The organism is Mesorhizobium sp. U510 (genome assembly GCF_059180695.1).
Map to the genome: position 1 here is coordinate 3478760 of NZ_CP180532.1, position 21445 is coordinate 3500204.

A 21445-nucleotide genomic window follows, 5' to 3' on the forward strand; every position below is an offset into this window, starting at 1 on the left:
ATGCCAAAGTTCGCATGCAGAAAGCGAAAACTCTCGGTGCAACCTGCAGATGCGTGCGATTGAAAAGGCCGCTCTAATTTAGCTGTTGCTTCTTCGATTCTGAGGATTGACTTAGGGTCAATCAGTACTCGGTTGAAAAGAGCTTACCTCCTGTCTAGTCTCCTGCCACCAGCTGCCGGGGGGAACCGGCGGCGCGCTCAAAGGAACCAGGCATCGGTTCCGGGGCGTCAACACTCAAAGGCGCGCCCACGGCAGCGCCGACAGGGAGAACTTCATGCTGAAAAACATGCTGAAGGCGACGGTATTCGCCACCACCATGGCGGTAGCCGCCGGCGCATTCTACTCGCCGGCGTTCGCCGAGAGCGTCTACAACAGGGGCACCGCCGCCGAATCGGAATCGGTCGACCCGCACAAGACCTCGACGGTCTATGAAGCCAATGTGCTGCGTGACCTGTTCCAGGGCCTGGTCATGCAGGACCAGAAGGCCAACCTCATTCCGGGCGCCGCCGAAAGCTGGACGGTGTCGGATGACGGCACTGTCTACACCTTCAAGCTGCGCAAGGACGGCATGTGGTCGGACGGCAGCCCGGTAACGGCGGACGACTTTGTCTACGCCTTCCACCGGCTGGAAGACCCGGCGACCGGCGCCGAATATGCCTCGATGCTGTATCCGGTGAAGGGTGCCGAGGACGTCAACACCAAGAAGGGCAAGCCCGAGGACATGGGCGTCAAGGCGATCGACGCCACCACCCTGGAAGTGACGCTCAAAGCGCCGACGCCTTACTTCCTGGAGATGCTGACTCACCAGGCGACCTATCCGGTCAGCAAGGCCTCGATCGAAAAGCTCGGCGCCGACTGGATAAAGCCCGGCAAGCTGGTCTCGAACGGCGCCTATACGCTGGCCGAATGGGTTCCTAACGACCACATGAAGCTGGTCAAGAATCCGAAATTCTGGGATGCCGCGACCGTCAAGTTCGACGTGGTCAACTACATCCCGACCGAAGATCGCTCATCGGCGATGAAGCGCTTCGAGGCAGGCGAACTCGACAGCTATGACGATCTGCCGACCGAGCAGCTCGCCGACCTCAAGACCAAGTTCGGCGACCAGATCCATGTCGGCCCGTATCTCGGCACCTACTACTATGCGATCAAGACCGACAAGGCGCCCTGGAACAATCCTGAACTGCGCACCGCCATCTCGATGGCGATCGACCGCGACTTCATTGCCGAAAAGGTCTGGCAGAACTCGATGCTGCCCGGCTATTCGATGGTGCCTCCCGGCATCGAGGGCTACACGCCCGCGATGGCCAAATATGCCGACATGCCGCAGATAGACCGCGAGGACGCAGCCAAGAAAATTCTCGAGAAACTCGGCTACACGCCCGAACATCCGCTGAAGATGGAAATCCGCTACAACACCTCGGAGAACCACAAGAACACTGCGGTCGCCATCCAGGAACAGCTGAAGCCGCTTGGCGTCGACGTCACGCTGCTCAACACCGACACCAAGACGCACTACTCCTTCCTCGAGCAGAAGGGCGACTATGACGTGGCGCGTGCCGCCTGGATCGCCGACTACAAGGATCCGGAAACCTTCCTTGGCATCTCGCGCAAAGCGAGCGGCAACAACTACTCGAACTACAACAGCCCGGCCTATGAAGCAGCTATGGACAAGGCAGCCGCCGCCGGCGGCAAGCCCGAGGAGCGTATGAAGGAGCTCTCCGAGGCCGAGCGCATTCTCGTCGACGATGTCGGCCAGATCCCGCTGCTCTACTACAGCTACCACGACATCGTGTCCTCGAAGCTGCATGGCTTCGTCGACAATGTAATGGACGTCCATCCGTCGCGTTTCGTCAGCAAGGATTGATCCCTGGCCAAGCCGCCGCGCACTTCGTGCGCGGCGGTGGTGGTTTGCCATCGCATCGGCCGGGAAGCGCAATCGATTTTCGGAAAATCCGGTGCGAAGATTTGAAGGCTGGAGCACAATGGTCCAATCGGACAGGCGTGTTCCGGATCAAGTGGGGCACCTATGCTGCGATATGTATTCCGGCGGCTTTTGACCGCCATACCGACGCTGTTCGTCATCGTGACGATGGCGTTCTTCCTGATGCGCGTGGCGCCGGGCGGGCCGTTCAACCAGGAGCGGGGGCTAAGCCCCGAGATCAAGGCCAATCTTGAAGCCCAGTTCGGCCTCAGCGATCCGCTCTGGCTGCAATATGTCCACTATCTCGGCAATCTCTTGCGTGGCAATTTCGGCCCGAGCTACAACATGCCGGATTTCACCGTCACCGAACTGTTCGCCAAGGGCCTGCCCATTTCGGTGCAGCTCGGCGCCTCGGCGCTGATCCTGGCACTGCTGCTCGGTTCCGTGCTCGGCACCATTGCCGCGCTCAACCAGAACAAGCTTGGTGACTATACGGTGATCGCTCTGGCCACGGCCGGCAGCACCATCCCCACCTTCGTCATCGCGCCGGTGATCCAGCTTCTCTTCGGGCTGACCTGGAAGCTCCTGCCGATCGGCGGCTGGGGCGATGGCGCCTTCATCAACAAGGTCGGCCCGGTGCTGACGCTTGCCTTGCCGCAGATCGCCATCGTCGCCCGCCTCATGCGCGGCTCGATGATCGAATCGCTGCGCTCCCATCACATCCGCACCGCCCGCGCGCTCGGCCTTTCCGACTGGTCGGTTGTGGTCAAACACGCCTTGCGCGGCGCCATCCTGCCGATCGTTTCATTCACCGGCCCGGCGGCGGCGGCCCTTTTGACCGGCTCCGTCATCGTCGAGACGATTTTCTCCATTCCCGGCGTCGGCCGCTACTTCGTCGATGCCGCGCTCAATCGCGACTACACGCTGGTTATGGGAACGGTGGTGGTGATCGCTATCTTCACCATCGTCTTCAACTTGATCGTCGACGTCATGTACGCGGTCGTCGACCCGAGGGTGCGCTATGACTGACATCGCAGCCGCTGCTCCCGCTATCGTCGGCCGCTCGCTGTGGGGCGATGCCTGGGCGCGCCTCAAGGCCAACCGCGCTGCCATGTTCAGCCTCTACTACCTCGCCTTGATCGGGCTCGTCAGCGTGTTCGGCCCCTGGTTCGTGCCGCATCAGTACACGACCATCTATGCCGACTATGTGCGGATGCCGCCAAGCCTGTCAGCCTATCCGAAGCCCGACATGATCGAGTCCGCGCTCAATGATGCGATCAAGCGCATGCGGGTCGATATCAAGGAATGGCACCAGGAGGGCGATCACGTCTTCGTCACTGTCAAGTCGACGAAGCCGATCGATGACCGCAATATCCGCTACCTTGACCGCTCCGATGCCTTTGACGACACCAAGATCGAGAGCAAGTCGCCCGACGGGCTCGAAGCGACCATGAGCGCGTCGGTCAAGCAGCAATATTTCCTGTTCGGCACCGACAACACCGGCCGCGATCTGCTCTCGCGCACGTTGATGGCCGGGCGCATCTCGCTGGCCATCGGCCTGCTCGCCGGTGTCGTGGCGGTGGTGATCGGGGTGATCTATGGCGCCGCCGCGGGTTTCTCCGGCGGCAGGATCGACGAGGTGATGATGCGCATCGTCGATGTGCTCTATTCCTTGCCATTCATCTTCTTCGTGATCATGCTGGTGGTGTTCTTCGGCCGCAACTTCGTGCTGATGTTCCTGGCGGTTGGCGCGGTGCTGTGGCTCGACATGGCGCGCATCGTGCGTGGCCAGGCGCTGTCGATCCGCCGCCAGGAATATGTCCAGGCGGCGGAAGCCATGGGCGTCGGCCAGCGCGGCATCCTGCTGCGCCACGTCATTCCCAATTTGCTCGGCCCGGTCGTCATCTACATGACCTTGCTGGTGCCGCAGGTCATCATCCTGGAGAGTTTTCTGTCGTTCCTCGGCCTCGGCGTCCAGGAGCCGATGACCAGCTGGGGCGTGCTGATTTCGGTCGGCGCCAAGAACATCGGCACCGCCAACTGGCTGCTCTTGTTTCCTGCTTTCTTCCTCGTCTCGACGCTGTTTGCGCTGAACTTCGTCGGCGATGGCCTGCGCGACGCGCTCGACCCGAGAGATCGATAAAGATGGGCACCGCTGACATGGCCACTCCCGAAACGATCCTCAGCGTCAAGGACCTGCGCGTCCGCTTCCGCACGCTCGACGGCGCGGTCGAAGCGGTGAAGGGCATCAACATCCACGTCAATGCGGGCGAGACCGTCGCCGTGGTCGGCGAGTCCGGTTCCGGCAAGAGCCAGACCATGATGGCGGCGATGAGCCTGCTCGCCTCGAACGGCGAGGCCACGGGCAGCGTCGACTATCGTGGCCGCAACCTGCTGACGCTGAGCAAATCCGACCTGAATAAGGTCCGCGGCGCCAAGATCAGCATGATCTTCCAGGAGCCGATGACTTCGCTCGATCCGCTCTATTCGATCGGCAATCAGCTGATCGAACCGATCCGCAGGCATCGCGGCTTGAATGCCGCCGAAGCGCGCGAAGAGGCGCTCAAGCTCTTGCGGCTGGTGCACATTCCCGATCCGGAGCGGCGGATGAAATCCTACCCGCATGAAATGTCCGGCGGCCAGCGCCAGCGGGTAATGATCGCCATGGCGCTCGCCAACGATCCGGACATCCTGATCGCCGACGAGCCGACCACGGCGCTCGACGTGACCATTCAGGCGCAGATCCTGATGCTGCTCGCCGAATTGCAGCGCAAGCTCGGCATGGCCATCGTCTTCATCACCCACGATCTCGGCATCGTCCGGCGCTTCGCCGACCGCGTCTATGTCATGCGCCAGGGCGAGGTGGTCGAGGAGGGCGAGGCGGGAGCGATCTTCGCCAACCCGCAGCACGCCTATACCAAGATGCTGCTGGCGGCCGAGCCGACGGGAAGCAAGGCGCCGCCGCCCGCCAATGCCCCCGTGGTGCTCGAAGGCAGGCATGTCGAGGTCACATTCAGGATCGGCGGCGGGTTTCTGGCCGGCGAGCCGCTGATGCTGCGCGCCGTCGACGACATTTCGATCCGGCTGCAGCGTAACCAGACCATCGGCATTGTCGGCGAATCCGGTTCGGGAAAATCGACCCTTGGCCGCGCCCTGCTGCGGCTGCTGCCGAGCGATGGCTTGATCCGTTTCGGCGATCGCGACATTTCGACCGCCGACCGCCAGGCGATGCGGCCGCTGCGGCGCCAGATGCAACTCGTCTTCCAGGATCCGTTCGGCTCACTGTCGCCGCGCATGACCGTCGGCCAAGTCATCACCGAAGGGCTGCTGGTGCATGAGCCCAACCTTTCAGGCAAGCAGCGCGACCAGCGCGCGGTCGAGGCCTTGCTTGAAGTCGGCCTCGATCCCAACGCCCGCAACCGTTATCCGCACGAATTCTCCGGCGGCCAGCGGCAGCGCATCGCCATTGCCCGCGCCATGATCCTGAAGCCCAAAATGGTCGTGCTGGACGAACCGACCTCGGCGCTCGACCGCTCGGTGCAGAAACAGATCGTCGAACTCCTGCGCAAGCTGCAGGCGGACCATGAACTGTCCTACCTGTTCATCAGCCACGACCTCGCCGTGGTGCGCGCCATGGCCGACTACATCATCGTCATGAAGCAGGGCAAGATCGTCGAGGAGGGGCCGACCGAGGCAATCTTCAGCAACCCGCAAGCGCCCTACACGCAGACGCTGATGAATGCGGCGATCGATGTGACGCGCTTTCGGCTGAGCGCCTGAGACGTCGCTTCAGGTGAGGGCAATCATCACGGCGGCGTCCGTTCGCTCAGCCCACTGACCTGGAGCATTTGCGCGCCCGCACGGCGCCAATGGCATCCTGCCGCTGTTTCAGCCGATCGATCCTGGCGGTCTCACGATTGGCGACGGCGGTCTTCACGCGCGAACCACCAAGCAGCCAGCGCGGAACACTGGTGTTGGCGACCTTGCCGCGGGTGATGGCGGTTTGTGAGATTTCGATGGCGTTCTCACCCAGCGCGCTGTTGAGCTCGGCGCAGCTCATCTTATCGTACGTCGCCGGATCGGCGGTCCTGCCGATCGACGAACAGCCGGTAACGAGAAGCACTGCAAGCACAAGAGTCGGGGTCGAGGTCGTCGTCGCGATCAAATTCATATCCACACCCGGCTCACCGTTTCACTGGCTTCATCATATCCACCGAACTATCTGGAGCCGACGATTATTTCGTCAAAGATTGGGCTCGCGAAAGGAGCCCTACGGGCGTGGGACCACCGGGCCAGCCGATGTGGGAACGTTCTCGGCCACCTGAAGTTGGTGTCCGTCGAGTGTCTAATTTCAATCACTGGAAACGAAGAGAGTCCGCCCCGGTTGACGCCGGGGCGGCCTTTCCTCGATCCTTGCCCCGGCGCGATCTCAGCGGCTCGCGCTGCTGTGGCGCCCGGCCGTCATGCCGCGCCGTTCGTTCAGCCTGCCTGAAAGTCAGGCTGCTTCGGCGATGAATGCGGTGGGATCGCAACCGCCCAGCACAGCCTGGGCGATGCCGGTTTCATTTTCATCGACATGCGCCGTCACCAAGACGATGCCCTCGGCAACGCTCCGATCATCCGACCTTGCCGCTGTAGTCATGAAGGCACCGAGCAGCCCGCCGGCACCGCCGCCGCAGACCGCGCAAACCAGTGCTGTTGCCGGCAGTCCGGCCGGAACAGAACTGACGCCGTAGACCGCGAGGGCGCTCAGGCAAGCCAATGCCGCACCGACGGCACAAAGGATGACACTTGGAGACCTTAGGACTGTTAGTTCGTCCTGGTAGGGCCCGATAATGGCAACCTGAACGCGAGGAACACCGACCGCCACCAGCTCTCCAGCAATCTGGGCGGCTTCGGCGTGGGAATCAAAAAGCTTGCTGATTGTCCGCATGGTCTCAGAACGTTTTCTCGTCCAGGGACATGTCCGCAACGAAGGACGCGGCGATCAAGTCGTCGCCGTCAATGCTGCCTCTTCCGTCGACCATCATGGCCGCGACCTTTTGGAAGGTCTTCATTTCGCTCATGGTAATCCGGGCCTGCCGCATTCTGACCTTGAGGTCAGCTACGCGCACCCCCAAGACATCGGATTGTATGGCCTCACTGCCAGACATGGTGACGTTCATCCAGTTTCGCTTCCTCGTTTGATCGTCCCCGCGCCCAACCACTTGAAACAGGGTCGCAGCGAAAACGTTCCCTAGCTGGGCTTCGGTCCGATAGAGAGCCGGACTTTGGTCCGGCTGCAAAATGCAATGGTCCTGCCTGTGGTGCTGCTTGGAACAGCCACCGTTCGTGGCCGTTGTCGGCTACACGTTCGGGAGGAGGCTGATGGACAAGAGTGTTGGCCAAGCGCGCTGGTTGCTCGCGGTAATCTTCGCCATGCCCATCACCTTCATGGCGATTGGAATAGCCTTTGGCTGACCATCCGAGAGTATTTGGCAGATTGGCGCAGCTACGTCCCTTCCTGCGCCAATAGGGTTCGCCCGCCACGTCCGCGTGGCGGGCGAACCCTAAATATCTGCAGGCGCCGTAGCCGGCATTCCAGCCTACGTGGCGAGATTCCTCGACCTTTTTTCGGAGAGGCTGAATGGCATCGTATTCACAGGACGGTCCGTTGATGATGCCGTGTGTCGGCACGCCAGGTCACCAGCGACATGTCAGATTCCATGCAGAAGGACCGGCTACAACGAGCCGGGCCTTGGGTCGATCAGTAATCGTTGTTTTGGATCACCACGGGGCGGCGGTGATGGTGCTTGTAGACCGAACTCGTAACAACGACGGCGTCGGGGCGATGATGCCGGCGGCCGTGATCGTAGAAAGCCACCGTACCATGGTGGCGGTGATGCAGTCGCTGACCGTCCTCGTTGATGATCCTGACGTTGCTGTGGTGGCGATGGTGAGTCCTGATGATTACGTCGGCTTCGGCCGCCGAAGCCACAGCCGGCAACCCGATGGAAAGCGTCAAAGCGCACATGATCATTGATTTCATTGCAATTTCTCCGTTACCTTGATTAGCCCTTCGTTGGATAACTGCTGCTAGGCCCTTGGTTCCGGGTATCCCAGGACCGTCGAACCGCCTGCGGCAGACCGAGTGGACGAAGCGTATGGGCTAAGGCTGGGAAGGGGCCGCCTCTCGCTGACGGTACTTGCAAAGGACGAAATGGCTCGATGCATCGGACGCGCTCGCGTCGGGCAGCACGACGATCTGTGCCCAAAAATCGCAATACCTGGCTATCGCTTCCGGCACCTCTTTGGTGGTGACGCCGGAGATGGTGGCGATGTCGCCGTCTCTGCAGTTGGTCTTCCCGGAAAGCAGGGCTGCGGCTGCCATGATCTGGCATGACCGCTCATCGTCCGCCCGAGAGGGCGCGCAATGGCAGGCAAATGCAAACACCGCTGCTGCGAAAACCAGTCTTTTCATATTGGCTCCTATGTCACCGGCGTTCTGGCATTCCTCAGAGAAACATGCAGCGCAGCTAATATAAAAGCAATTGCATGGCCATTTCTCGATCTTGCCAAGCGATGGAACATTAGGCTTGCCTAATAGTTCTCCCTTGCAGGAGACACCATCGCTTGGGGTCTCCTGAAGATCAGTCGGGAACGGCTGGTCGGCCAACGCTCCTCCACCACAGGCGCGGGCTTTTCCAGGCAACGGAGAAAGATCATGAACAATATCATTTGGCTCGTCGGAGCGGTGGTCATCGTCATAGCGATATTGAGCTTCTTCGGCCTGCGATAAGCGCGACGTCAGCTATGTCCATCGACCCTCCGTCGCCGAAGCGGACAATGCGAAAGCGCCGCGGGCTATCGGCAGAAGAGCAAAACGATGGCAAGGAGGTTACTGTCCCTTTTCCACCTGAAGACAGGAGGTTTCGCGTCTGGTTCCTGTCCAGTGAAACAGGCATCAGCGCGGACCAAGCCAGCGAACTCGTAGACAGGATCGAGGCAAATGGCGCGGCGTTGTTCAATGCCGCGCGGCGAATGAAAATTCATTCCCGATGACCGACAGACTGCAGCGGCCTAATGCGTCGGCGTTTTCAACAACCCCACCTGCCGCAATGCGTTGGCGATAACCGGAGGGCGCTGCTCCGGGGCTCCCTTGGTTGCCGCCATGTGTTGTTCACAGCGGCAGTTTTGTTCCCGCTCGGCTCGCGCGCTAGGCGGCGAAGCTTTCACTCATCACGATTGTGGGTATCGCAGCCAGTCGGAAGTGAGACTGACGCTTAGAATAAGGCCCGCTATTGCGAGGCCGAAATCTTCGCGGACTTGAAGCATCAGCGCCGCACCGGTGCCTATCAAGGCCCAGATGACAGGGATCACCGACAGCGGCATCACAGATCGACCTCTAAGCAGCAACAGCAAGCCGATCGTGAAGATCGTGCTTGGACACGGCGCCACTCCGAACAACGGTCCGTTCATCAGGCCATGGCCGGCCGCTATCCCAAGAATTTCGTAGACGAGCGACGAATATAGGATCAGCGCTAAGCCGGCAATTGATTGCCAGCCCGATCGAAGCTCGAATCTGAGTTCTGGAGGACCGATGACGGCATACATAGCGAAGAGAGCGGCCTGGGCAATGAACAGCCCGGCAAATACTTTTGCCACCGGATTGACCGGCGAAAAGAACAGCAACTGATAAGCCACCCCATTCCATGCCCACAGAAATGACAGGACAGCGAAAACGATCCTTTCGCGGGCAGGAGAACGACCGCTCAATATCGCACCGACGGCAAACGCGCCCAAGGCATAGGCGACAATCTGGGTCGGCCAGATCGCCCTGTTGTAAGCGGTGAAGACTGCAAAGAACTGTTCGACACCGAATGGCATGTTCATGTCCAAACTGTGCAGGAAGGCGTTGCGTCAGTAGGCGACAAGGTCCGTGTGTCCAAAGCCCTTGGTGTAGTCGAGCACCGAAACGATCGTCGGCATCACCCGAAATATCCGAACCTCATCCGGGCCTGGCATCTTCATCGGCAAGGGCGGGGCGTCCGGGTATTTCAACGGCAACATGCTGAGAACCTTCTCCGCTTCGGCACGGTCCAGCACGGGTTCGGCGTGGGCTGCCATCGACAGGCCAGTGATCGCCATCAGATCGGCGGTGTCATGGTCAATCGTGAGGGAAAGCCGGTTGTCCCTCGCCAGATTCTTGGCCTTTTGACTCTCAAGACCGCACAGGAAATAGAGGGTCAAGCCATCGTTCACATATCCCACGGTGGTGGCCTGGGGCCAGCCGTCAGGCCGTAAAGTGGCAACCGTCATGATACGGTGCGTGCTCAACAGATTGAGAATTGTGTCTCTGATTTTCTGATCCATGGTCGATCCCCAAAACAGCAGGACGTGGCCATGGTAGTGCAAACGGGGATCGGCCAGCTTTGATGCGGGTCAAATAGACCCAGCGCGGCAGATGAGCTTGCGGCACCAAACTGCCCCGCAACCCTATCATGCGTCAGCACGGTATTGGCTGTAAGGCCGGGCGGTGGCGGCGATGACGTTGACCCAAGCGGCAGCTCCGCATCGCAATGGAAGTGATGGATCTCACGGCGTGGATACTGGCGATTCGGACACGCGTCCCATCGAGCACGATCGTGTCGCCGTCCAGAACGATCGGCACACCGCAGAGCAGCATTGCAGAGAGCAGGAAGGAAATAGGGTTACGCTCCCGCTGGGCGCGAAACGCGATCCCAACCTGTGGGGTATCGGGAGAAACAGATATTTAAGTGTCTGTTTTTTCTGGTCGGAGTGGCAGGATTTGAACCTGCGACCCCCTCGTCCCGAACGAGGTGCGCTACCAGGCTGCGCTACACTCCGTGACCAGACGGCGGGCTTATAGCCGCCACACTTCATTCCTGCAAGCGGCAATGGCAGCGCTTCTGTCGCATTTCATCAGCTTTCGCTGCGCAGGCCGCTGGCGCTCCAGTCGAACGCGCGCGCCCAGTCGGCAAAACCGTGCCACCGCACCTCGGGAAATTGCCTGCGCAAGGCAGCGATATCGACGTCGTAACCCACGCGATCGAACCATTCGAACATCAGTGCCGCGTCCTCGCTCTGCTGGCGGGCTGCAGCGATCGGGATCTCCTGATAGCGGATCGGACGGCCGATGGCTTTGGTCAGGATTTTTGCCTGCTCCTCGCCGGACAATTCGTCCCCGGCGAAGTCATAGCGCTTGCCGAACACCTGTTCCCGCCGCTCTGCGAGCGCGGCGACGAAGGCGCCGATATCCGCCAGCGCAACCAGTTGGAGGACACGCTTCGGCGGCATGGCGAAGGCAAGAGTGCCTTGGCTGAGCGCACCGGTAGACCACGGTGCGACGGCGTTCTCCATGAAGGCGACCGGCGCGCTGATCGTATGGGGAATGCCAAGCTGCCTGACATGTTGTTCGACCAGATACTTGCTTTCGAAATGTGGAATTCCGGTCTGCTTGTCGGCGTCGGCGACGGATGAATAGATCAGGTGTCCGATGCCGGCGGCCTTCGCTGCGTCGGCGGCAAGGATCCCCTGACGGGTCTCCTCCTCAAGTCCGGCCTCGTAGCTGTTACCCATCAGGAACATGGTGTCGACGTCTTTTGCGGCCCGCACGATGGAGGCTGCGTCGGCAAGATCGCCGGCCACGACCTCGGCACCCGCCGCGACCAGTTGCCGTGCGGCATCGCTGTCGGGCTTGCGCGTCAGAGCCTTGACGCGATGGCCCCTGGACAGCAGGGCGCGCGCAACGGCGCCGCCTTGCTGGCCTGTGGCGCCGGTCACAAGAATGCTTCGTTTGCTGGTCATCTCATTTGCTCCTTGTCGGTTTGTCAGGAGCAAAATTAGGTTCTATCTCATTGATGCGTAATTGCCTATAATTGGGAAATGTTGTCTCGATAATGAATACAATGGTCGATCTCAACGATGTCGTCGTATTTGCCCGCGTCGTCGAAGCCGGCAGCTTCACCGCTGCAGCTCGCCTGCTGGCCATGCCCAAGACAACCGTCAGCCGCCGTGTCGCCGCGCTCGAGCGTGAGGTCGGTGTGCGGCTGCTGCAGCGCACCACACGCAGCCTCAACCTGACGGATGCCGGGCGTCTCTACTATGAGCAAAGCAGCCAGGGGCTGCGGACGATCGAGGAGGCGAACCTGCGTCTTGCGGAGGCGAGGGCGGAGCCTTTGGGCACGATCCGCATTTCGGCCCCGGTTGGTTTTGGCGGTCACTTCCTCATCCGCGCCGTGGTCGACTTTCTGACCCTGTACCCGAAGACCAATGTCGAGCTGCGCCTCACCGACGACAAGCTCAACCTGATCGAAGACGGCATCGACCTCGCCTTCCGCACCGGAAGGCTTGAGGATTCGACGCTCATCGCTCGCAAGCTGGGTTCCACGCACAGGCTGCTCTGCGCCAGCCATGACTATCTCGCACGCTACGGGATGCCGGAAGGCCCGGCCGATCTTGCCCGCCATCGATGCGTCATCGCGGGCCCGTCGGTCTCAGGCGCTCATTGGGTGCTGGATGGACCACAGGGCCAGGAAACTGTCGTGGTCGCCGGGCGATTCGCCGCCAATGAGATGCAGGCGGTGGTGGCGGCCGCGCTCGCGGGTTTCGGCATCGCCCAATTGCCCCAGCCGATGGCCGACGGGCTGATCAACGAGGGGCGGTTGCGGCGCGTTCTCGACGGCTACACGACGCCGGCCGGCGGCCTGCACGTTCTCTTTCCCAGCAGCCGGCACCTTTCACCCCTGGTTAAGGCCTTCATCGACCTGGCGGTCGAGCGGATTTCCAATCGGGCGAACACGGCTTAAGCATGTCTGCTACCTCCGACCCACTTCTCAGCGAGACCCCAATGAGTCAGCGCATCGTCAGTTTTGTCATGAGCGGCGGCGTCGGCTCGCGGCTCTGGCCATTGTCGCGCGAGGACAATCCGAAGCAGTTTCACGATTTTTCGGGTGATGGCTCCATGCTGGCCAAGACCTTGCGCCGCCTGGCGGCAAGGCCCGACGGTCAAACTCCGATCTTCCTGATCGCTTCGGAGCGCCACGCCGACCGCGTCCATGCCGATCTCGCCGGCCTCGATCTTGCCGGCGGCGGTCCGCTGTTCGAGCCCACAGGGCGCAACACCGCCGCGGCGGTGGCCCTTGCAACGCTGCGCACCTTGTCCGAATTCGGCGACAGCCTGGTGCTGGTGGTGCCGTCGGATCACGAAATATCGACGGCAGGGCAATTCTGGCAGAGCGTCGAGGCAGGCGCCGAGGCGGCGCGCGCCGGCCGGCTCGTTGTGTTCGGCATCAAGCCGACGCAACCCGAAACCGGCTATGGCTATATCGAGGTCTCCGCCGAGAAGGGCGGGGTATCAGACGTTTCGCGCTTCGTCGAAAAGCCGGACCTGGCGACCGCGCAGGGTTATCTCGAAGCCGGAAACTTCTATTGGAACACCGGCATCTTCCTGTTTCGCGCCGCTGCCATGCGCGACGCTTTCGCCGTGTTCCAGCCGGACATCTGGCAGGCAACCGAAGCCGCTTACAAGGCGGCGACATCGGATCTGTCCGGCCTCTACATGCCGCTCGAGCTCTACGCGGCCATCCCGTCCAATTCGATCGACTATGCCATCATGGAGCGGGCGCGGGACATCGCTATGGTGCCCGCCGGTTTCCGCTGGAACGATCTCGGCTCCTGGCAGTCGCTGCTCGATGTCGGCCCTGCCGACGACCAGGGCAATGTCATTGTCGGCGATGTCGTCGCCATCGATTGCGAAAACTCCTACATCCGCAGCGAAGGGCGCCTCTTGTCGGCGATCGGCATGAAGGACGTCGCCATCGTTTCGACGGCCGATGCCACTTTCGTCGCCCCGGTCAGCCACAGCCAGCATGTCAAGAAGGTGGTCGAGCAGCTCGAGAAATCGGGCCGGCTGGAAACCCGGTTCACCCCGGCGCACAATCGCGTCATCGAAAGCGGCGCCTGGCGGCGGCGCGTGCACCACTGGCTGTTCCAGGAAACCTTGCCGCTGTGGTCGACATCCGGCGTCGACGAGCGCCATGGCGGCTTCCATGAAGCGCTTGGCTTCGACGGTTCCCCGCTGATGAAGCCGAAGCGCATGCGCACGCAGGCCCGTCAGGTCTATGCCTTTGCGGTTGCCAAGGAGCGCGGCTGGACTGGCCCGGCCGAGCGTCTGATCGCGCATGGCATCGACTTCATGGCAGGGAAGGGCCGCACCGAACGCGGCGGTTGGGTGCGCACGCTGAACGTCGACGGTGCTGTCGCCGACGCCACGGAAGACGCCTACGATCATTCCTGCGTGCTCTTGGCGCTGGCGCATGCGCATATGTCGGGCAATCCCGATGCCTTGCGGCTCGGTGAGGAAACCTTTGCCTTCCTCGACGCACATCTCGAGGACAGCCGCATGACCGGCTTCCTCGAGACATCGGACGGAGAGGGTGCGCGGCGCTCAAACCCACACATGCATTTGCTGGAGGCCTTCCTCGCCTGGTATCAGGCGACCGGCGAGCGCGCCCATCTGCGCCGCGCGGCTCGCATCATCGACCTCTTCCGCAGCCATTTCTTCGACGCCGAGAGCTGGACGCTCGGCGAATATTTCGATGCCGAATGGAAACCGGCCGCCGGCGAAAAAGGGGGCTGGACCGAGCCAGGCCATCATTTCGAATGGGCTTCGCTCCTGGTCGATTTCGCCGAACGCAGCGGCCAGGCCGAACTGAGCGGCTTCGCCAGGAAACTTTACGCTTCGGCCATCGCCAACGGCCTCAACCGGGCCACCGGCCTTGCCTATGGCGCCGTGTCCAGGCAGGGCCTGCCGCTCGACCTGATCTCGCGCAGCTGGCCGCAGGCCGAAGCCATCAAGGCGGCGATCGCGTTGGACGGCTCAGGTGGTCCCGACCTGAAGCCCGAGATCGAAGCCCGTGTCGGCCGGCTTTTCCGCTGGCACATCGACCCGGCGCCGCTGGGCCTCTGGATCGATCGCGTCGACGAACGCGGCCGTTCGCTGGCGGCCGACGTGCCGGCCAGCATCTTCTATCATCTGGTCTCCGCCCTGACGCAGTATCTGGATGGGACGGCGAAGAAGGCGGTCTAGGTTCGGCTCAATAAGGGCTCGCCACGTCCCCAGTCTCGACATAGATCGATTTCAGCTGCGAATAGAGCGCCAATGCCGCCAGCGAATTCTCGCGGCCGATGCCGGACTGCTTGAAGCCGCCGAAGGGGATTTCCACCGGCGTGAGATTATAGGCATTGATCCAGCAGGTGCCGGCCTGCAATTCGGCGATGACGCGGTGGGCGCGCGGCAGGTCGCGGGTAAAGACACCGGCGGCGAGGCCGAATTCGGTGTCGTTGGCGCGGTCAATCACCTCGTCCTCGCCGTCGAATTTCAGCACGCTCATGACAGGTCCGAAAATCTCCTCGCGGGCGATGCGCATCGTGTCGGTGACACCGGTGAACACCGTCGGTTCGACGAAGAAGCCGCCCTGGAAACCCTGCAGCGAAGGCACGTTGCCACCACAGGCCAGAACAGCGCCATCCTGCTTGCCGACCGCGATATAGCCGACGACCTTTTCATGCTGTGCCTTGGAGACCAGCGGTCCCATCTGCGTTTCGGGATCGAGCGGGTCGCCGATGCGGATTTTCTTCGTCCGCTCGACCAGCCGCTCGACGAAGCGGTCATGAATGCCGCTCTGCACGAAGACCCGCGTGCCGTTAGAGCAGATCTGGCCGGTGGAGTAAAAATTGCCGAGCATGGCGCCGCCAATGGCGTTTTCGATGTCGGCATCGTCGAAGACGATCAGCGGCGACTTGCCGCCGAGCTCCATCGTCGCGTGCTTCATCTTCGAACCGGCAAGCGACAGCACCTTGCGCCCGGTCGGCACCGAGCCGGTGACCGAGACCTTGGCGACGACATCGTGGCCGACAAGGCCCGCGCCAACGTCGCCATAGCCCTGCACGACGTTGAACAGCCCGTCGGGCAGGCCGGCCTCGCTGTAGATTTCGGCCAGCGCCAGTGCCGAAAGCGGCGTGTTTTCCGACGGCTTGAACACCATGGCGTTGCCCATGGCGAGCGCCGGTGCCGATTTCCAGCCGGCGATCTGGATCGGATAGTTCCAGGCGCCAATGCCGACGCAGACGCCAAGCGCCTCGCGCCGCGTGTAGGCGAAGGGCCCGCCGAGATCGACGGCCTCGCCATTGTAGGCGGCGACCGCGCCGCCGAAATATTCAAGGCAGTCCGCGGCCGATGGTGCGTCCGCCACCAGCGTTTCCTGGATCGCCTTGCCGGTGTCGAGCGTCTCGATGCGGGCGAGATCGGCATTGCGGGCACGCAGGATGTCGGCGGCCCGGCGCAGGATGCGTCCGCGCTCGACCGGCTTCAGCCGCGCCCAGGCCGGCTGCGCGGCCCGCGCGGCCTCGACGGCGAGTTCCAGCACATTCGGCGTCGCCGAACGCAGCATGGCGATGGTCTCGCCGGTGGCCGGATAGATGACCGGCAGCGGCGCCCCTTGCTCGTCGTCGATGTAGCGTCCGTTAACATAGTGCGATGCCGTGGGCTGGGCGCGCATGGGTAGTCTCCGAATGTCTGCGCCCCAAAAAGGACGGCTCAATCTAGGGACGGCTCAATCTGACAGGTGGATCATGCTCTATCTGTCCGACACCTGCCAGCGCGGATTGATCCATGGCTCCTGGTTGGACGGCGCCAGCGGCGTGCGGCCAAGGATGTGGTCGGACGCCTTCTCGCCGGTCATGATCGACGGCGCATTGAGATTGCCGTTGGTGACGCGCGGGAAAATCGAGGAATCGGCGACCCGCAGCCCGTCGACGCCGATGACCCGGCATTCCGGATCGACAACACTCATCACGTCGTCGGCGCGGCCCATCTTGCAGGTGCCGCAGGGGTGGTAGGCGCTCTCGGCATGGTCGCGGATGAAGACGTCAAGATCATCGTCCGACTGCACATGGCTGCCCGGCGAGATTTCCTGGCCGCGAAAAGCGTCGAACGCCGACTGGCCGAAGATTTCGCGAGTCAGCCGGATGCAGTGGCGGAACTCGGTCCAGTCGTCCGGATGCGACATGTAGTTGAACCGGATCACCGGCTTTGCCTTCGGGTCCGGCGAACGCAGCGTCACCGCGCCGCGCGATTTCGACCGCATCGGTCCGACATGCGCCTGGAAGCCGTGCGACTTCGCCGCCGCCTTGCCGTCATAGCGCACCGCCGCCGGGATGAAATGATACTGGATGTCTGGATAGTCGACGCCGGCGCGTGAGCGCACGAAGGCCGCCGCCTCGAAATGGTTGGTCGCGCCGAGGCCCGACTTGAAGAACAGCCACTGCGCGCCGATCAGCGCTTTCGAGAATGGATTGAGCACCGAATTCAGCGTGATCGGCTTGGTCGATTCCTGCTGGATGTAGAGTTCCATATGGTCCTGCAGGTTACGGCCGACGCCGGGCCGGTCGGCCACCACGGCAATGCCGTTTTCGCGCAAATGCTCGGCCGGTCCGATGCCGGACAGCATCAGGATCTTGGGCGAGTTGATCGACGATGCGGCAACGATCACCTCACGTCGCGCCTTAACGACCTGAATCTGTTTGTGAGCCTCGATCTCGACGCCGATGGCGCGTTGATTCTCGATGATCACCCGACGGGCAAAGCCCTTGACCAGACTCACGTTTTTCCGCTTGAGCGCCGGCTTCAGATAGGCTGACGCAGCCGACCAGCGGCGGCCACCGCTTATGGTCTGCTCCATCGGCCCGAAACCTTCCTGCTTGGAGCCGTTGTAGTCGTCGGTCAGCTCGAACCCGGCCTGACGGCCGGCTTCGACGAAGGCGCCGTAGAGCGGATTTTTACGCGAACCGCGCTGCACATGCAGCGGCCCGCCATGTCCGCGCCAGCCGTCCTCGCCGCCGTCATTGTCCTCCATGCGCTTGAAGTAGGGGAGCACGTCGGCGAAGCCCCAACCCGTTGCACCCTCTTCGGCCCAATGATCGAAGTCGCGGGCATGGCCGCGCACATAGACCATGCCGTTGATCGAGGACGAGCCACCGATCACCTTGCCACGCGGCGTCGCAAGGACGCGGCCGCCGAGATGCGGTTCCGGCTCGCTGGCGAAACCCCAGTCGTAGAGGCTCATATTGAGCGGGATCGACAGCGCCGACGGCATCTGGATCAGCGGCCCGATATCGCTGCCGCCGTATTCGATGACGATGACCGAATGCTTGCCATCTTCCGACAGGCGATAGGCCATGGCCGAGCCGGCCGAGCCGGAGCCGATGATAACGAAATCCGCTTCAAGCATGGTTCATATGCGCCATAAAATCGGCGAGCGAGACATTGCCGCCGGTAGCCACAACAAGGACGGTCTTACCCGCCACGTCCACCTTGCCGCCGAGCAGCGCCGCCAGCGACGCAGCCCCGGACGGCTCCAGCACCAGCTTCATCCGCTCGAAGGCGTTCCGCATGGCACGCCGCACCGATTGATCGTCGACGGTGATGCCGCGAACACCTGCGGTCTTGACCGCCGCGAACGGCGCGTCGCCCGGCCGTCGCGACATCAGCCCGTCGCAGATCGACTTCGGGCCTATCGGCATGGTCTCGATGCTGCCATGCGCCAGCGACGAGCCCATGCCATCAAAACCTTCGGGCTCGACGCCGATGATCTCTGTCGCCGGCGACAGATAGTGGAAGGCGAGCGAAACGCCGCCGATCAGCCCGCCGCCGCCGACCGAGCAGAACAGCAGGTCGGCGCTGGCGTCCTTGGCCTCAAGCTGGTCGAGCGCTTCAAGGCCGGCGCCAGCCTGGCCAGCGACGATCTCCGGATCGTCGAAGGGATGCAGCAGGGCCAGCCCTTCCGTTTCCGCGATCTCGCGCGCCTTGGCGGCGGCGACCTCTTCGCGCGCGCGCTCGCCGTGATCGGTCAGCACCACGCGCGCGCCATAGCCCGCCGTCGCGTCACGCTTGGCGGCCGGCGCATCGATCGGCATGACGATGGTGACGGGAATGCCGAGCGCCTGGCCGGCGGCCGCCAGGCCTTGCGCGAAGTTGCCGGAGGAATAGGCGACGACGCCGTTCCTCGCCTCGTCGGCGGACAGCCGCTTCAGCCGCCAATAGGCGCCCCGTATCTTGAAGGATCCGGCCCATTGCAGCGATTCCGGCTTGACGAAAACACGGGCAGCACCGGTCTCCCTGGCCAGTGCGGTCGATTCCAGCAGCGGCGTGATCTGCGTCGCCCTGGAGGTGACGGCATAGGCCTGTTTGAGATGGGCCAGCGAAGGGACGAGAAGGCCTGCCATCATTCGCCTCGCGGAAAGCGTTTTTGCTCTTCGAGCACGTTGAGATCCATGTGGTTGCGCATGTAGCGTTCCGAGGCCTTCTGCAGCGGCTGGAATTCCCAGGGGTAGTGCGTGCCGTTGCGCAGCGCCGGGTAGACCACCCAGCGCCGCGCCTGGCTGGCGCGCACTGCGGCATCGAAAGCTGCCATGTCCCAGCGTGCGCGCAGCTTTTCCAGGAAAGCCGTCACCAGATCGGCATGTGCCGGATCGGCGGCAAGATTGCTCAATTCATGCGGGTCGGCTTCGATATCATAGAGTTGCGGCGGATCGATCTCGCAATGGACGAACTTGTAGCGGCCTTCGCGGATCGCCACCAACGGTGCGTTGGAGCCCTCGGCGGCGTATTCCATCAGCACCGGCGCGGTGCGCGGCTTGCCATTCAGCAGCGGCAGCAGCGACTGGCCGTCGGTCCATGGCGCGATCGCACTCATGTCGATGCCGGCGAGATCGCACAGCGTCGGCGTCACGTCGAGATTGGAGACCGGCGCCTCGATCAGGCCGGCGGAAATGTCCTTGCCGGCGATCATCAGCGGCACCCGCGCCGAGCCCTCGAAGAAGCACATCTTGAACCACAGGCCGCGCTCGCCGAGCATGTCGCCATGGTCTGAGCAGAACAGGATGATCGTGTCGTCGAGCATGCGCGTGCGTTCCAGCACCGACAGCAGTTCGCCGACCTTGTCGTCGAGATAGGAGATGTTGGCGAAATAGCCGCGCCGCGAGCGGCGGATTTGTTCTGCCGTGATGTCGAAACTGTCGTAGTCGGACGCCTTGTAGAGCCGCTGCGAATGCGGGTCCTGGCTGTCATAGGGGATGAAACCCACTTCGGGTTCCAGCGCCGGGCAATCCCCATAGAGATCCCAGTACTGCCGCCGCGCCACATAGGGATCGTGCGGATGGGTGAAGGAAACCGTCAGGCACCAGGGCCGGTGCGCCGCATCGTCGGAGATGCGCGCGAAATCGTAGAGTTTTTGCACCGCGTGGAAGGCGACTTCGTCGTCGTATTCCATCTGGTTCGAGATTTCGGCGACGCCGGCGCCGGTCACCGAGCCCAGATTGTGATACCACCAGTCGATGCGCTCGCCGGGCTTGCGGTAGTCCGGCGTCCAGCCGAAATCGGCGGGATAGATGTCGGTGGTCAGCCGCTCCTCGAAGCCGTGCAACTGGTCCGGTCCGACGAAATGCATCTTGCCCGACAGCACGGTGTGATAGCCGTCGGCGCGCAGATGATGGGCAAAGGTCGGGATCGACGAGGCGAATTCGGCGGCGTTGTCATAGACCTCGGTGCGCGACGGCAGCTGGCCGCTCATGAACGAGGCGCGGCCTGGCGCGCAGAGCGGCGAGGCGGTGTAATTGTTCCTGAAACGTGCCGACCGCGCCGCGAGCGCTTTGAGGTTTGGCGCATGCAGAAAATCCGCGGGCCCATCGGGGAAAAAGGTCCCGTTGAGCTGATCGACCATGACGATCAGGAAATTGGGTCGCTTCGCTGTCACTGTTTTTGCCGCTCGCCGAGTTTGGTTTCGAGATAGTCCTCGACCAGCGCGATCGCGGTCGCGGCGTTGGGCACGCCATCCTTCAGCGCACGCCTGATGTAGAGCCCGTCGATCATCGCCGCTGTCGCTTCGGCGGCGCGGTCGGCCTCGGCCCTGGGCAGGATGCCGGTCAGCCCGCTCATCAGGTTCGAATGCAGCCGCCGCGCATAGATCTTGAGCAATCGGCGCAACGCCGATGATTTCTGCGCCTCGACGTAGAAGGCAAGCCAGGCGGCGATGGTTTCGGCCTGGAACTGGATGTCGGAGAAGTTGACGGCGACCACGGCGGAAACGCGTTCGCGCGGGGACCTGGCGGATTGCAGGGCGCGGCGCATGTCGATGGCCAGTTCGGCGAGGATGTGCCGCATCGTCGCGAACAGCAATTCGTCCTTGGCGCCGAAATAGTGATGGGCAAGGGCCGAGGACACACCGGCGCGCCCGGCGATCTCGGACATGGTCACGTCAAGCGAGCCGCGCTCGCCGATCGCCGAGATCGTCGCGTCGATGAGCGCCTTGCGGCGCAGTGGCTCCATTCCGACTTTTGGCATGCTGTTTCCGATCTTTGCGCGGAGATTATTTTTTATTGACGGGTCAATCAACAAAAAATCGACGTGAGCGCGACCTGTACCAAGCGATTGTCCTGTTCCGGCCCTTCCCGGTCTGGGCG

General features: G+C 62.4%; 20 protein-coding genes and 1 tRNA gene. 7 read left to right on the forward strand and 14 right to left on the reverse strand.

From position 1 onward, the window contains the following. Positions 1-274 precede the first annotated feature (274 nt). From ACLGL5_RS18230 to ACLGL5_RS18245, 4 genes are all read left to right on the forward strand, one after another. A complete protein-coding gene (locus tag ACLGL5_RS18230) occupies positions 275-1867 on the forward strand; it encodes a peptide ABC transporter substrate-binding protein (protein ID WP_019857068.1) in 1593 nt (530 codons plus the stop codon). Between the two features lie 162 nt (positions 1868-2029). Beyond that, on the forward strand, positions 2030-2953 hold the full coding sequence (locus ACLGL5_RS18235; protein WP_069091716.1) for an ABC transporter permease subunit: 924 nt from the start codon (positions 2030-2032) through the stop codon (positions 2951-2953). Then, positions 2946-4067, forward strand: coding sequence for an ABC transporter permease (locus tag ACLGL5_RS18240; RefSeq protein ID WP_069091717.1), 1122 nt, complete (start codon positions 2946-2948; stop codon positions 4065-4067). The genes ACLGL5_RS18235 and ACLGL5_RS18240 overlap by 8 nt, the downstream gene beginning before the upstream one ends. Positions 4068-4084: 17 nt before the next feature. Next, positions 4085-5704 carry an ABC transporter ATP-binding protein gene (locus ACLGL5_RS18245; RefSeq protein ID WP_069093363.1) on the forward strand — a complete coding sequence of 540 codons (1620 nt, stop codon included), beginning with the start codon at positions 4085-4087 and terminating at the stop codon, positions 5702-5704. A 46-nt stretch (positions 5705-5750) separates the two neighbouring features. Here ACLGL5_RS18245 and ACLGL5_RS18250 read toward each other — a convergent pair whose 3' ends face one another. The 5 genes from ACLGL5_RS18250 to ACLGL5_RS18270 all read right to left on the reverse strand — a co-directional run bounded on the left by ACLGL5_RS18250 (position 5751) and on the right by ACLGL5_RS18270 (position 8579). Continuing rightward, positions 5751-6095, reverse strand: coding sequence for a hypothetical protein (locus tag ACLGL5_RS18250; protein WP_069091718.1), 345 nt, complete (start codon positions 6093-6095; stop codon positions 5751-5753). A gap of 324 nt (positions 6096-6419) precedes the next feature. Then, the gene (locus ACLGL5_RS18255) at positions 6420-6857 is read right to left on the reverse strand and encodes a hypothetical protein (RefSeq protein ID WP_038645501.1); all 438 of its coding nucleotides are present in this window, start codon (positions 6855-6857) and stop codon (positions 6420-6422) included. 4 nt (positions 6858-6861) lie between these two features. Further along, a complete protein-coding gene (locus ACLGL5_RS18260; protein WP_038652355.1) occupies positions 6862-7077 on the reverse strand; it encodes a hypothetical protein in 216 nt (71 codons plus the stop codon). Positions 7078-7670: 593 nt separating this feature from the next. Next, positions 7671-7952 carry a hypothetical protein gene (locus ACLGL5_RS18265; protein WP_069091719.1) on the reverse strand — a complete coding sequence of 94 codons (282 nt, stop codon included), beginning with the start codon at positions 7950-7952 and terminating at the stop codon, positions 7671-7673. 120 nt (positions 7953-8072) lie between these two features. Then, positions 8073-8579, reverse strand: coding sequence for a hypothetical protein (locus ACLGL5_RS18270; protein WP_141700918.1), 507 nt, complete (start codon positions 8577-8579; stop codon positions 8073-8075). Positions 8580-8749: 170 nt separating this feature from the next. Here ACLGL5_RS18270 and ACLGL5_RS18275 point away from each other — a divergent pair, with 170 nt between their 5' ends. Next, the gene (locus ACLGL5_RS18275) at positions 8750-8965 is read left to right on the forward strand and encodes a hypothetical protein (RefSeq protein ID WP_141700919.1); all 216 of its coding nucleotides are present in this window, start codon (positions 8750-8752) and stop codon (positions 8963-8965) included. 177 nt (positions 8966-9142) lie between these two features. On the opposite strand, the gene ACLGL5_RS18280 is transcribed toward ACLGL5_RS18275, so the two are convergent. The 4 genes from ACLGL5_RS18280 to ACLGL5_RS18295 form a co-directional block, all read right to left on the reverse strand. After that, positions 9143-9790: a DUF6064 family protein gene (locus ACLGL5_RS18280; RefSeq protein ID WP_069093364.1), complete on the reverse strand. Its 648-nt coding sequence runs from the start codon at positions 9788-9790 to the stop codon at positions 9143-9145. Between the two features lie 33 nt (positions 9791-9823). Continuing rightward, on the reverse strand, positions 9824-10276 hold the full coding sequence (locus ACLGL5_RS18285) for a pyridoxamine 5'-phosphate oxidase family protein (RefSeq protein ID WP_019857079.1): 453 nt from the start codon (positions 10274-10276) through the stop codon (positions 9824-9826). Between the two features lie 418 nt (positions 10277-10694). Continuing rightward, a tRNA-Pro gene (locus ACLGL5_RS18290) sits at positions 10695-10771 on the reverse strand. 75 nt (positions 10772-10846) lie between these two features. Then, a complete protein-coding gene (locus tag ACLGL5_RS18295; RefSeq protein WP_069091720.1) occupies positions 10847-11731 on the reverse strand; it encodes an NmrA/HSCARG family protein in 885 nt (294 codons plus the stop codon). 101 nt (positions 11732-11832) lie between these two features. On the opposite strand from ACLGL5_RS18295, the gene ACLGL5_RS18300 reads away from it, so the two are divergent. Together ACLGL5_RS18300 and ACLGL5_RS18305 are read left to right on the forward strand one after the other, a co-directional pair. Continuing rightward, complete coding sequence (locus ACLGL5_RS18300) at positions 11833-12732, forward strand: LysR family transcriptional regulator (RefSeq protein WP_019857081.1); 900 nt, start codon at positions 11833-11835, stop codon at positions 12730-12732. Between the two features lie 41 nt (positions 12733-12773). Continuing rightward, complete coding sequence (locus tag ACLGL5_RS18305) at positions 12774-15014, forward strand: mannose-1-phosphate guanylyltransferase/mannose-6-phosphate isomerase (RefSeq protein ID WP_069091721.1); 2241 nt, start codon at positions 12774-12776, stop codon at positions 15012-15014. A gap of 7 nt (positions 15015-15021) precedes the next feature. Here the strand turns inward: ACLGL5_RS18305 and betB are convergent, their stop codons facing one another. From betB to betI, 5 genes are all read right to left on the reverse strand, one after another. Further along, complete coding sequence (gene betB, locus ACLGL5_RS18310) at positions 15022-16485, reverse strand: betaine-aldehyde dehydrogenase (RefSeq protein ID WP_069091722.1); 1464 nt, start codon at positions 16483-16485, stop codon at positions 15022-15024. 78 nt (positions 16486-16563) lie between these two features. Next, the gene (gene betA / locus ACLGL5_RS18315) at positions 16564-18216 is read right to left on the reverse strand and encodes a choline dehydrogenase (protein WP_019857084.1); all 1653 of its coding nucleotides are present in this window, start codon (positions 18214-18216) and stop codon (positions 16564-16566) included. After that, positions 18209-19210, reverse strand: a complete 1002-nt coding sequence (locus tag ACLGL5_RS18320) for a threonine/serine dehydratase family protein (protein WP_083246683.1) — start codon at positions 19208-19210, stop codon at positions 18209-18211. The genes betA and ACLGL5_RS18320 overlap by 8 nt, the downstream gene beginning before the upstream one ends. Then, positions 19210-20739 (reverse strand): choline-sulfatase, encoded by a 1530-nt coding sequence (gene betC / locus ACLGL5_RS18325; protein ID WP_069091724.1) that lies wholly within the window; start codon positions 20737-20739, stop codon positions 19210-19212. The genes ACLGL5_RS18320 and betC overlap by 1 nt, the downstream gene beginning before the upstream one ends. Further along, complete coding sequence (betI, locus tag ACLGL5_RS18330; protein ID WP_019857087.1) at positions 20736-21326, reverse strand: choline-binding transcriptional repressor BetI; 591 nt, start codon at positions 21324-21326, stop codon at positions 20736-20738. Before betI ends, betC begins: the two co-directional genes overlap by 4 nt. Positions 21327-21445 lie beyond the last annotated feature (119 nt).

Excerpts from the sequence above, each read along its gene's own strand:
- betA (WP_019857084.1), bottom strand. The coding sequence starts at position 18,216 with ATGCTTGAAGCGGATTTCGTTATCATCGGCTCCGGCTCGGCCGGCTCG.
- ACLGL5_RS18320 (WP_083246683.1), bottom strand. The coding sequence starts at position 19,210 with ATGGCAGGCCTTCTCGTCCCTTCGCTGGCCCATCTCAAACAGGCCTAT.
- ACLGL5_RS18300 (WP_019857081.1), top strand. The coding sequence starts at position 11,833 with ATGGTCGATCTCAACGATGTCGTCGTATTTGCCCGCGTCGTCGAAGCC.
- ACLGL5_RS18255 (WP_038645501.1), bottom strand. The coding sequence starts at position 6,857 with ATGCGGACAATCAGCAAGCTTTTTGATTCCCACGCCGAAGCCGCCCAG.
- ACLGL5_RS18245 (WP_069093363.1), top strand. The coding sequence starts at position 4,085 with ATGGCCACTCCCGAAACGATCCTCAGCGTCAAGGACCTGCGCGTCCGC.
- ACLGL5_RS18250 (WP_069091718.1), bottom strand. The coding sequence starts at position 6,095 with ATGAATTTGATCGCGACGACGACCTCGACCCCGACTCTTGTGCTTGCA.
- ACLGL5_RS18280 (WP_069093364.1), bottom strand. The coding sequence starts at position 9,790 with ATGCCATTCGGTGTCGAACAGTTCTTTGCAGTCTTCACCGCTTACAAC.
- ACLGL5_RS18230 (WP_019857068.1), top strand. The coding sequence starts at position 275 with ATGCTGAAAAACATGCTGAAGGCGACGGTATTCGCCACCACCATGGCG.
- ACLGL5_RS18240 (WP_069091717.1), top strand. The coding sequence starts at position 2,946 with ATGACTGACATCGCAGCCGCTGCTCCCGCTATCGTCGGCCGCTCGCTG.
- ACLGL5_RS18275 (WP_141700919.1), top strand. The coding sequence starts at position 8,750 with ATGCGAAAGCGCCGCGGGCTATCGGCAGAAGAGCAAAACGATGGCAAG.
- ACLGL5_RS18265 (WP_069091719.1), bottom strand. The coding sequence starts at position 7,952 with ATGAAATCAATGATCATGTGCGCTTTGACGCTTTCCATCGGGTTGCCG.
- ACLGL5_RS18260 (WP_038652355.1), bottom strand. The coding sequence starts at position 7,077 with ATGTCTGGCAGTGAGGCCATACAATCCGATGTCTTGGGGGTGCGCGTA.
- ACLGL5_RS18235 (WP_069091716.1), top strand. The coding sequence starts at position 2,030 with ATGCTGCGATATGTATTCCGGCGGCTTTTGACCGCCATACCGACGCTG.
- ACLGL5_RS18295 (WP_069091720.1), bottom strand. The coding sequence starts at position 11,731 with ATGACCAGCAAACGAAGCATTCTTGTGACCGGCGCCACAGGCCAGCAA.
- ACLGL5_RS18305 (WP_069091721.1), top strand. The coding sequence starts at position 12,774 with ATGAGTCAGCGCATCGTCAGTTTTGTCATGAGCGGCGGCGTCGGCTCG.
- ACLGL5_RS18285 (WP_019857079.1), bottom strand. The coding sequence starts at position 10,276 with ATGGATCAGAAAATCAGAGACACAATTCTCAATCTGTTGAGCACGCAC.
- betB (WP_069091722.1), bottom strand. The coding sequence starts at position 16,485 with ATGCGCGCCCAGCCCACGGCATCGCACTATGTTAACGGACGCTACATC.
- betI (WP_019857087.1), bottom strand. The coding sequence starts at position 21,326 with ATGCCAAAAGTCGGAATGGAGCCACTGCGCCGCAAGGCGCTCATCGAC.